The sequence below is a fragment of the Parabacteroides sp. PM6-13 genome, assembly GCF_029892605.1.
In the GTDB taxonomy this organism is placed as follows: Bacteria; Bacteroidota; Bacteroidia; order Bacteroidales; family Tannerellaceae; genus QVMG01.
The window spans coordinates 1-11,966 of the sequence record NZ_JARXWF010000029.1 but is presented as its reverse complement, the minus strand read 5'-3'; the positions used below and the strand labels follow the sequence as shown (position 1 = coordinate 11,966).

Sequence of the window (11,966 nt, the reverse complement as noted above, 5' to 3'; positions counted from 1 at the left end):
ACTGCTCACAAGGTGGGAGAGTAGGTAGCTGCCGATTTAATCTGAAAAGAGCTTGTTCTTAATTGAACAGGCTCTTTTTTTGGTTTAAAGGGGTTAATGTCGTAGCCTTACTATCTATCGTTCCTTCAGAACTCACTTGTTGTATTGTCGTGATACCCAGGGTGGCGCAGACTTTCAGCCTGCTTACCCATGGGCTTACTTCATCGTTCCTTCGGAACTCGCCCCTTTAGGGCCGGGTGGCTTTCAGCCAGTTGAGGTGCTTAAAGTTCCTAAGAACCCTAAAATCCTTGAAATTCTTAAGGTTGTTAAAGCTGTTATAGTTCTTGAAGTCCCTAAGGCTCCTAAGATTCTTAAAGTCGTTAAACCCCTTGAAGTCCCTAAGGCTGTTAAAGTTATTAAGGTCATTAAAGTCCCTAAGAGCCTTTATTATGCTGAAGGAGGCGTATAGTCTTTAGGGGAGACGCCATAGAATTCTTTGAATGCTCTGGAAAATAGCGAGGTACTTGTAAACCCGGTGAGGGTGGCTATTTCTGTAATGCTATAATGTTTATATGTCAGTAGATCTGCCGCATGTTTTAAGCGGGTGTTACGTATCAGATCGCGGGTGCTTTGATTGGTCAGTTCCTTTAGTTTACGATATAAATGTACGCGGCTGATTCCAACTTCCGAAGAGATCATTTCAACATTCAATTCCGGGTTGCCCAGGTTGTTGTTTATCACATGCATGATCTTCTCCAGCAATTTATGATCGGTTGATTGCAGTTCGGATGTAGGCTGCTTTATTTCCTGCTCCTGATTTCCAACAAAGCAATTACGCAACATTTCCCGGCTTTCAATGATGTTTTCGACTGTTTTCTTAAGGATATCGATGCTGAAAGGTTTGGTCATATAGGCATCTGCTCCCACGTCCAATCCTTCCAGGTTGTCTTCTTCATGCGTTTTAGCTGTTAATAGAATAACCGGTATATGATTGATGTTTACATTCTGTTTGATTTTACGGCATAAGGTTAATCCGTCCATTTCGGGCATCATGATGTCGCTGATCACCAGGTTTGGTGCTTTTTTTAGTATCATAGCCAAGGCCTCCTTGCCGTTCACGCTTTCCAGCATGTGGAAACTACCCGACAATTCGTGGCAGATATATTTTCGTATCTCTTCATCATCTTCTACAACCAGTACCCTGTATCGGCTTTTCGGTTTCGGTTTCGCTTTCTCTTCTTCCAATGGGGTTGTTGCGACGATAGGTTCTTCTGTCACCGGTTGAGCTGTATATGCTACTTCTGTATCTATTTCTTCCGGCTTTAGATGCTCTTTCCCTAAAGGTAAACGTACAATAAAGCGGCTTCCGGTTCCCTCCGGATTATCCTCTACCCGTATGGTCCCGTAATGCAATTCTACCAGGGATCGTGTCAAATGGAGTCCGATTCCGGTGCCAACGTTGGAATTGTTCTGGCTATTGTGAATCTGGTAAAACCGGTCGAATATACGGTTTCTCTCGCTTTCACTGATGCCAATACCTGTGTCCGATACGATGATTTCCACATAATCTCGTAGCGCTCCCGTTTCTGTATCGTTATGGCCCGTATGGATCATCATCTCGATTTTGCCTCCTTCGGGTGTGAATTTATATGCATTAGAAAGCAGGTTCAATATAATCTTGTCGAAGCTTTTGGGATCAACCCATGCGCGCAACGTATCGGAGGTGGCTTTAAATTGTAAGTCGATTTTTTTTACACTTGTCTGATACTGGTATGTGTGGTGTAAGTTCTTTATAAAGTCAATGAGATCAACCTCGCTGAACCTCATTTGCATTTGTCCTTTATCGATTTTCCGGATGTCCATCAGCTGATTGACTAATTGCAGTATACGTTCGGAATTTCGTGAAATGGTGCGGTATGATCGTTGCCGTTCTTCCGGATCCTCGTCGGAAACCATTAGTTTTTGCAAGGGACTAATGATAAGGGAGATAGGCGTTCGTATCTCGTGCGATATGTTCATAAAGAACTGGAGTTTGGCTTCGTTGATCTCTTCGCCATGTTTATGTTCTAGTATTTCCTGGCGTACGCGGTTGCGATGCCTGATTTGCGCTATAATAAGGCAAAAAGCCAATACAATCAGGATGGCGTAACAGCATTTTGCCCAGCCCGACGCATACCAAGCGGGCGATATGATGATGGTAATCGCTCTCTCGTCCGAAAGTTGCGTGTAATCATTTGCCCTGATCCGAAAGCGGTGGGTGCCGGGTGGTAGGTCGTTGAAGGATATGTGATTAATGCCATTATGCAATGTCACCCAGTCGGCATCGTTCATAGAGTAGGAGTATGATATGCGTTCGGGACTATTCGGCTCTTTCGTGGCGAACTCGATACTGAAGGCATTGTCTTTATGCGATAGACGGAATGTATCGGCCTCGAATACCGGTCGATCGATAATGTCATGCCGTCCCGATTTCATCCCTTTACGGACGGGTTTGTTGTGGAGATAGAAGTCGGTAATGCGTACGTTCCACTTCTTGGAGGGTTTGATGATGTCTTCCGGATTGAAATAGGTAATCCCGTTTACGCCTCCAAACCAGAGCATGCCGTTTTTGTCCTTGAAAGAGGAGTTTTTACTGAATTCATTTCCTTGCAGTCCGTCGCCTACGTAGTAGTTGATAAACTCCCGGTTTTCGAGGTTGAATTGAGATAGGCCGGCATCCGTGCTGATCCACAGGTGTCCTTGTTTGCTGTCCCGAATGGCAAAGATCACATCACTGGGCAGTCCGTCTTTGACATTATAGGTGATTATTTGTTTTGTTTCTTTGTCCCAACCGGATAATCCTTCGGAAGTAGCCGACCAAATAGTACCTCGGCTGTCTTCAAAGATGGAATGGACAATGCCATAAGGGAAAATACATTCCACATTAAGCTCTTCGGTATTCAGATCCAGGCGGAATAATCCGTCGTAAGTTCCGATGTAAAGGGCATTGTCTTTGTCTGAATATAACAAACTGCAAATCCAATCGCTCACTCGTATATCACCTGTAAATCGGCAGGGATGCACTTGGTTTGTTTTTAGGTCGTAATAAAACAGACCGGCTCCCATGGTAGCTATCCATAGTCTTTTCTTGGTGTCTTCAGCAAAACAGTAGACGCGTTGTACACGTTTTCCGCCCTTATCGCGCAGATCGGTCAGGTAGGTGCAATGCCCTGTTTCCCGGTTTAGCTTTCCCATCCCGTTCATGAAAGAGCCGAACCATAGGTTGTTTTCCGAATCTTCGTAAAGTGTAATAATAATAGGAGAGACAGAGGCTGGATTCTGTGTGTGCGAATAATGTACCTTTTGTTTTCCTTCGTTTGTTATGCCATAGATGCCGTCATTGTCGGTACCTACCCAAAGCGTCCCTTGGTGGTCGCGGCAAAGGGCCGTGATGGCATACGAGCCGATGATGTCTTGATCGAAAGATTTAGGACCAATATAGTTGAAGTTGTTGGGCTGCTCCGGGATCATCATAATCCCTTTTTGGTAGATGGTCAGCCAGAAGTTGCCAGCCTGATCCTTTAGTATGGTGTGTACTTTGGATCTTGTCAGATCGAAGTGGCTGTTCTCGAATCGTCCGTCTGTTATTTCATTGGTTTTAGCGTTGTATATTTTCACTCCTTCACCATCGGTTCCCATCAGTATCTCTCCTTCTTTATTGATAAATAGGCTTTGCAGGAGCAGGTCGTATTTGCCGTTGTATGGGATGGGAGTGAACGTATCTGTTTTTTCATCGTATTTAAAGAGCCCATGTCCGGTGCTGGCAGCATAAATAATGCCCTGCTCGTCCTGGCACATAGAGATAATCGGAGCTCCTCCTTCTTGTTTCAGGTAGTGTTTGTATTGGTTATCGGACGATAGGCGGTAGACTCCTTCTTCATTGGCAATGATCCAGAGGTTTCCGGCCTTGTCTTCAAAAAAGTCCTGCGTCATGACCTTGGGGATGGGTAATGATAATTTTTCAACGATTAGTTTACCCTCCGGTGTAACGCGTATGGTGCAGGATACGTTACCGGATATCAGTACTTCGCCCGATTTCTTTTGCATAATGGCGTTGACACTATGCCCATATACTTTACCATTTTCCCATTCGGCTCGGGGAGAAAAACTGTCGGTGGCGGCATCATATAGCTGCACACCATTTACGGTGCCGACAAATAAATGCCCTTGATTGTCTTCGAACAAGGCTCGTACGTAGTTGTGAGATAATGAATGGATATTGCCCTGCTCATGTTTGTAGGAGGTAAATTTGGCTCCGTCATACCGGTTTAGTCCATCTTCAGTGGCTACCCAGATCATGCCGTTCCGATCTTGGTATATGGTATTTATCAGGCTACTGGATAGTTCTCTGTCGGTCGTAAACAACTTGTCTGATTGGGCATGGCAGAAAAAACATATCCACAAACAGGTCATACAGAATATATATTTGTGCTTCATAATAGTGGTCAATCAAAGATAAGTACAAATGTAGTGAAAGCCGAACACAGAGCCAAGCTCGCTTGAGCTATGTTAAGGCGCATCCTATATTATGCAAATATAAAGAAAAAACCATCGTTTTATCCGGAAGCGGTGCGATTTATGCCATATGACACAAAAAAGAGCGTGCTCCCGGCATGGAAAACCATCCGTAGAACACACTCCCTTTATACCAATCTATTTACCTAAAACAACAAACTAATACATAGATTCGGTTTTTATTTTTTATTCACCACTTGGGTTTTGCTTCAGGTTCGGATTGATTGAAGTAGCCGCAAACGGGAATGGGAAATATTCATGTTTACCCTTCACGAAACCTGTCGTACCCTGGTTCGGATTTGAAAATTTCACGTAGTGACGGTGTTTAGATTCACCATCTGCGAAGAATGCATCGTAGGTAGAAGGAATATTCTTTCCATTGTTTACAACGCCATCGGTATCACCCCAACGCACCATATCCGGGAAGCGAACCATTTCCAGCCACATTTCGTAGCCCTTCTCGTTCTTAACTTCTTCCATGGTGAGCGCAGTAGAGATATGATTCGAGCCGGCGCGTTTCTGGATCTCTTGCAGATACTGGAGACCATCGGCGTCGTTAGTCTGTGCACAAGCCTCTGCATACATCAATAATACTTCGGCATAACGGAAGATAGTGAAGTTCTTGTAACCCCAGTTACCATGTGAAATGTCCTCCGCGCGATAAATAAACTTGTGCGCGAAATAATTATTAAAGCCATAAAGACCTGTCGGTTCTTTGATACCAATCTTGTCGGAAACCTCCAGTTGTTCGCGTGTCAGGCCTTCATCCTTCGTTCCGTTCCATTCCATTTCATAAAGGAATTCGTCCTCCGTGAGGAAGGTCGCCTTACGACGAGGAGAATCCCCATCGTTAGCCAACATACGTTCCGCGAAATCGGCACGGATAGAGTGGCCTCCCCAACCGTCAGTGCCGATAAATGAAGGCTTAGAAGCCATTTTGTCGGTACGCCAGTTCCAGAATTGGCTAAACATCCAACCAGTACGCTGGATCTTGTTGCTCCAAGTGCCAATAGCAGCATTCTCAACTATGTTAGCCTGGAAAATCATCTCTTCGCAAAGGTCACCTGATAGGTGGAACAGATCAGCCCAACGATCGGTAGGAACGAGTTCGTACTTCTTTGAATTGATCACCTGTTTAAGAAGATTCTTTGCCCCCGCGTAGTCGCCCTTAAAGAGGCGAGCCTTACCGGCAACCGTGAGTGCGAAGCCTTTTGTTACTTTGGAAGCGCCCACCTTATCGGTCGGGCTGCTGCGTTCATCCAGGTCAGCAACGGCTGCTTCTGCTTCTTTGGCACACCATTCAAGCAGCCCGTCATGACCGCCTTCGTAGTTGCTTGGTTTCTCGTCAGCAGGAAGGATATGATCCACCAAAGGAGGACAATCCCAACCGATAGTAAGCATTAAATGTGACCAGGCACGGAGTGCGCGAGCCTCGGCGCATACCCGTTTCTTAACCTGTGTATCCGGCTCAATATTGTCGATCACCAGGTTGCTGTCGAAAATTACACCATAGAGCCCCCAATAGGCATTACGGATCACTTCATTCTGGGAGTCATAACGGAATTCGTTGATTTGTGCACCGAAGTCGTTGTCGCCATACATATTACCAGCAGCCAGCATATCGTCGCCTGCCTCGTTGAAGAGCAATGGGAGAGCCACATAGATACCTTCATTGCCAGCGATATTCAAGCAGAATGACTGGTAGAGGTTGTTGAGTGCATTCTGTGCATCGTCGTCAGTCTGATAAAAATTTTCAGGCGAGATTACACCCTTCTGTATAATGTCGAGACGATCCTCGCAAGAAACGAAGAGGCATGCAGCACCTAAAAGGGAAAATATTATTTTTTTCATAATGAATCTATTTTTTTAGTTTTTCAATAGTACTTGTCTCAATTAGAAGGCAAAGCTTGCGCCAAATGTACATTTCTTCATCGTCGGGTAAGTACCGATATCAAAGCCGGCGCCACCATTGTTGGAAGTCGTTGCCGTTTCCGGATCCATACCAGGATACTTCGAGAAGGTGAAGAAGTCATCCAATGAAACGAAGAAACGGAGATCTTTGATCAGCGCCTTCTGTGTGATATGCTTAGGTACTGTGTAACCGAGCTGGATTTGCTTGATCTTGAAGTAAGAACCATTGAACATAGCCGCACTGGAACTCCAGAAGTAACGGTCTTGAGCTACATTGCCAACTTCCGGCATAGAAGCGCCTCTGTTGTCAGCACTCCAAGCATTGTCCATATAATACTTCAACGAGTTACGCATAGGTGTGTCCGCACGGTAGAGGATATTGAATATCTTATTGCCTGCAACGCCCGTTCCGAAAATAGAGAGGTCGAAGCCTTTGTAGTCGAGGTTGATCGTGATACCGTAGGTGAGCTTTGGAATAGCGCTACCGATATCGGTCATATCCTTATCGCTCAACTCGGAAGAAGAAACGATCTCGCCTTCGCTATTGCGGAATTGAGCGGCACCTGTTTCAGGGTTCACACCGGCATAGTCGTATGCACGGAAATACCAGATAGAGTGGCCTTGTTCGAAAGCGGTGCAAACCATGTTGTTTGTACCAGACACACCTCCTGTATTACTTGTGATGCGTGTGATGTCATCATACAGATAAGTCACCCGGTTTCTCAAGGTCGAGAAGTTACCGGCAATGCTATAGCCGAGGTCACCGATACGATCTCTCCAAGAAGCTTCAAATTCAAAACCTCTATTGTTTACTTCACCGGCGTTTACGATAGTCGAACCTGTATATACTTCAGGCACCGGGTTGATGGAGATCAATAAGTCCTTGGTGTCCTTGTTATAGTAGTCAAGGCTAACGGCCAAGCGGTCGTTCAGGAAGCGCATATCAAGACCAAGGTCTAACTGTTCGGATGTTTCCCATTTGAGGTTTGGATTGGCCAGACCGGAAGGATATGAACCGTAGTGCTGATCTGCACTTTCCCCATACTGATACCAGGAAGAATTATAGCTGATCGGCGAAATGTATGGGTAGTTGCTGAGTACGTTGATGTTACCATTGCGACCCCAGGAAGCACGCAGTTTCAGGAATGATAATGTTTCACGGCTGATGTTATCCTTGATGAACTTTTCATTGCTGATGGTCCAACCGGCAGAAAGAGAGGGGAACTTACCCCAACGTTTGTCGGCAGGCAGTTTAGAGGTATCGAATGCGTCAGCACGGTAGTTGAACTGCAAGCTGTAGCGGTTGTCGTAGGTATAAAGCACACGACCGAAGTAAGAGAGACTGGCCGATTGCCCCGGTAGGTTACCAATGCTCTTGGTGGTAGTCGCTGCTGAGTTTACATAGTTGAGATACTTGAAGTTGTCAGCGTCGCCGGAGAGAATTTTATTACCTCCTGTACCGCTGGCAGAAGCCGATACGTTATCACTGTGGGATTCAGTATATGACATACCGATCATGGCACCAATATTATGCTTTTCGAACAATGTCTTATTGTAGTTGGCAAAGTTTTCCCACTGATAATAGTAGTTGTTGTTGGCATTGGCTGAGATAGAATAGTCTGTAGCTCTTGCCTGACCATTCATATAATAGGGTTCAGAATAGTCGTGGCTGTTGCTCTGCGCGATGCGGTAAGAGAAACGCGATGTAAAGACAAAACCATCGAAAGGAGTCAGGTCCATAAAGGCTGTTCCACGGATGTTGAAACCTCCGCTTGTGGCATTACGACGGTCGCGCTGCAGGAGCGGGTTACCGTTGTCGTCGTTCTGGAACTTGGAAGTAGCGTAGTACTTACCATTCGGAGCAACCCAGATGCTTGAAGGATCTTTGGCATATTGTTCCTTCATGCTTGTCGTGAATTGATCCACGCTATCCCAATAAACCGGAGTCAGCGGGTCGAGCAGAAGGGTAGGAGCCAACATAGAACCATAAGCGCTCTGGTGGCTGATGTTACGGGTAGACCATTTCTCTATAGATGTGTTTGTTCCTACCTTAATCCATTTGTAGAGCTGATAGTCTGCGTTGAGCTGAGCAGAAAGACGGGTATAGGTGTCTTTCTTGCCACGTACGATACCATCGTTGTCTACATAGTTAATAGAGGTAAAGAAATGACCTTTGTCATTGCCATCCTGGAATGTAACGGAGTGTTGAGTAGCCCAGCTGTCGCCGAATACCTCATTTACCCAGTCTGTTTCTTGCGGATCGTTATAGTTAACACCATAGCTTTCGCAAAGCGTTTTCATATCGTAACCCGACAATTCTTTGTACTTGATCCAGTCTTTAGCACCGAAAATTTCAGGAGTCTTACCAAGGCTCTGGTTGATTGCCTTGAAAGAGTAAGATACTTTCGGACGGCCACCTTCGCCACTACCGCTTTTGGTCGTAATCAGGACAACCCCGTTACCTGCCTGCGCACCATAGATCGCAGCCGAAGCAGCATCCTTCAATACCTCCATAGACTTAATCATGGACGGGTCAAGATACTGGATGTTGTCAACCTTCAAACCATCGACGATCAACAGCGGACCGAGGTTGCTTGAGTTAGAAGAATAACCACGAATACGGATAGCAGCACCAGAACCGGGAGCACCGGATGTGTTCAGAATCTGAACACCGGCAGCCTTACCCTGAAGAGCAGCCGCCGCGTCTACGGTTGTGAGGTTCTTGATATCGTCTGCGTTAACCGAAGAAACAGCGCCCGTAAGGTCACTCTTACGCTGAACACCATAACCCACAACCACTACTTCGTCGAGCAGTTTGGTGTCTTCTTTCAAACGAATGTTGATAATGTTACGGCCATTTACCTTGATGGTTTGTGACTCATAACCGATAAAAGAAACTTCCAGGGAGGCATTCTTGTCTGCTACCTGAATAGTATAATTACCATCAAGGTCGGTAACACAACCGTTGAAGGTTCCACTTTCGAGAATAGTAACACTGATCATTGGCTCAGAATCATTATCTGAGACAACAGTTCCCTTAATTTGGAATTGTGCCATGGCAGTCGTACTGCAAAAAGCTACAAATACCAGCAAAAACAAAATTTTTGTTTTCATAAGCATTGATTGGTGATTTTTAAATAATGTGATTTTAATTATAAAAAGAGGCCTGTAAGCAGTATCTTACGTAGCCTTCTGTTGATAGTGGTTCTCTCTTTTTAACTTTGTTTCATGCGCAAAATAATTTTTAAGTTTAACATATAGTGAATATTTACTCTTTTACTCTTTTTAGTCGGTTTTTACAAACAGTTTATGGTTTCTCTCATCAAAAACTCGGAGATGTCCGCAGATGGAAGGCGTACACCTCCTTGTTGGAAGCAAATGTATGGAAGGTTTTTTTCAAATAAGCCGATTTTTGTTACACAAATTTGATCTCTTGTTACATATTTTAGGAAATTCGTAAATAAATCGCTCGTCTGTATGGGAAAGTGTACTTGTGGTTAGGGGAGTGGTGAGTGCTCCTTAGAGCTGCAGAATTTTCGGCGCTATTCAATCTTATAAAGCAGGTGAAAGCTCTACGGTTAATCCCAAAGCACTAACTATCCGGTAAAAGGTGGCAACACTTGGAACGGTAATACCTTTTTCAATGCGGGAAATGTAGGATTTGTCGACTCCGATGCGAGACGCTAGCTCCTGTTGGGTTAAATGAGCATTCTTGCGGGCATCCAGTAATATCTGACCGGTATAAAAAGCATACGCTTCCTCATTAAACTGAGTACGTTCTTTTGTCCCATGTGCTCCGTATCTCTGATTTAATACTGAGCTATAATCTCTTGTTTTATGATCGTTTGTCTGCATAGTAAGCCTCCTTTATTTTAAATGCCTTTTCGATTTCTCCTGTAGGTGTCTTTTGGGACTTTTTTTGAAAGGCATTGAAAAGAACAACTATTTGCCCCTCATCAAAGATAAAAAAGACACGATAAATATTTTTATTATATTCCATACGGAGTTCATACAAACCATCTCGAATAAATCGGATAAACTTAACAGGCATTCTTTCCTCTGTTTCCAATAAAGAGATGATATAGTCTAATTTGTTCAACTCTTTATCCGTGAGAGTAGCGATAAAGCGCTCAAAATACCCACCGTATGTAATAACCTTTCGCTTCACAGTACAAAGGTATATAAAATTGCACAATTGTACAATTGTGAACTTGGGGTAAATATCCCCCCTTTTTCTAAAAGGATCAATGATTCGAAAAATATTCGTATCTTTGTGGTTTCAATTCGTTAGATAAATTCTGGGGCTGACCGGTTTTGACAGCGGGTAGAAGTGGTTTGTAAGCATGTAGTGCGTGGTTGGCTTGCACTTTAATCTCAGACAACAACATTTTAACTGGCGAAACTAATTACGCTCTCGCTGCTTAATCGAAGTATAGTAGATTGTAGCTTAATTCCGGCACAAGGTGCTGGAACGTGACATCACCCGGATGCTGTGGCTCCGAAGCTTTCCGATCAGGTGGTGCAGCAATATCGGAGATAGCCGGCAGTTAGCCTTGGACTTCCGGTGAAAATTTAAAGGCTAAGGTTTGAGTTGGTGGCTTCGGTCTTGCTCTTTCCCGACAATCAAAGCGAAGATAAACATGTAGAAAGCAAATTAATTCCTCGTTTGGACGAGAGTTCGAATCTCTCCAGCTCCACAAGAAAGCCTGATATTCAGGCTTTTTTTGTATTGGGTAGTTTTTAAGCAATGAGAAACAATGAGAAGAAAGGAGTAACTATGGTAAAAAAAGAATCATTAAAGCTATTTGAGGACAAGAGAATCCGTACCCTTTGGGATGATGAGAATGAGGTATGGTACTTTTCTGTTGTGGATGTAGTGGAAGTGCTAACAGACAGTGTTGATCCTGCGGCATACTGGAGAAAGCTTAAACAGAGGCTAAAAGCAGAAGGAAATGAAACCGTGACGAATTGTCACACTTTGAAGCTACGTGCTGCCGATGGCAAAATGAGAATGACCGATGTCGCTGACACAGAGCAGCTTTTCCGGTTGATACAGTCCATTCCTTCCCCTAAGGCAGAACCTTTTAAACAATGGATGGCGCAAGTTGCCAGTGATAGAGTAGACCAGATCCAAGACCCGGAACTCTCGATTGATCAAGCCATAATGGATTACAAACGTTTGGGCTATTCTGACAATTGGATCAATCAGCGCATCAAAAGCATTGAGGTACGGAAAGAGCTTACTGATGAATGGCAACGTAGTGGGATTGCTGGGCATCAATATGCTTCACTAACAGATATCATAACCAAAGAGTGGAGCGGACGTACCACCAAAGAGTATAAGAACCTGAAAGGACTGAAGAAAGAGAGTCTCCGTGATAATATGACAAATCTTGAGATTGCCTTGAATACTCTTGCGGAAGCCTCTCCTGACTTCGTCAACGATTCACCCAGAAATTTTCATCAAATAGTTTTGCGATGCGTTGATGTCTCTTCATGATCATCGTCTTAGTTATGCTGCA

At 44.4% G+C, this 11,966-nt stretch carries 6 protein-coding genes and 1 other RNA gene; 2 read left to right on the top strand and 5 right to left on the bottom strand.

Going from position 1 to position 11,966, the window contains the following annotated elements:
- Positions 1-426: 426 nt before the first annotated feature.
- The 5 genes from M2134_RS15660 to M2134_RS15640 all read right to left on the bottom strand — a co-directional run bounded on the left by M2134_RS15660 (position 427) and on the right by M2134_RS15640 (position 10,612).
- Positions 427-4,455 carry a two-component regulator propeller domain-containing protein gene (locus M2134_RS15660; RefSeq protein ID WP_280752499.1) on the bottom strand — a complete coding sequence of 1,343 codons (4,029 nt, stop codon included), beginning with the start codon at positions 4,453-4,455 and terminating at the stop codon, positions 427-429.
- A 264-nt stretch (positions 4,456-4,719) separates the two neighbouring features.
- Positions 4,720-6,384, bottom strand: coding sequence for a RagB/SusD family nutrient uptake outer membrane protein (locus M2134_RS15655; RefSeq protein ID WP_280752498.1), 1,665 nt, complete (start codon positions 6,382-6,384; stop codon positions 4,720-4,722).
- A gap of 42 nt (positions 6,385-6,426) precedes the next feature.
- A complete protein-coding gene (locus M2134_RS15650) occupies positions 6,427-9,558 on the bottom strand; it encodes a TonB-dependent receptor (protein WP_280752497.1) in 3,132 nt (1,043 codons plus the stop codon).
- 438 nt (positions 9,559-9,996) lie between these two features.
- Positions 9,997-10,299, bottom strand: a complete 303-nt coding sequence (locus M2134_RS15645; protein WP_280752496.1) for a helix-turn-helix transcriptional regulator — start codon at positions 10,297-10,299, stop codon at positions 9,997-9,999.
- Complete coding sequence (locus M2134_RS15640; protein ID WP_280752495.1) at positions 10,280-10,612, bottom strand: type II toxin-antitoxin system RelE/ParE family toxin; 333 nt, start codon at positions 10,610-10,612, stop codon at positions 10,280-10,282. The genes M2134_RS15645 and M2134_RS15640 overlap by 20 nt, the downstream gene beginning before the upstream one ends.
- Positions 10,613-10,744: 132 nt before the next feature.
- On the opposite strand from M2134_RS15640, the gene ssrA reads away from it, so the two are divergent.
- Positions 10,745-11,144, top strand: a transfer-messenger RNA (tmRNA) gene (gene ssrA / locus M2134_RS15635).
- Between the two features lie 77 nt (positions 11,145-11,221).
- Positions 11,222-11,944, top strand: coding sequence for a Bro-N domain-containing protein (locus M2134_RS15630; protein ID WP_280752494.1), 723 nt, complete (start codon positions 11,222-11,224; stop codon positions 11,942-11,944).
- Positions 11,945-11,966: the final 22 nt, after the last annotated feature.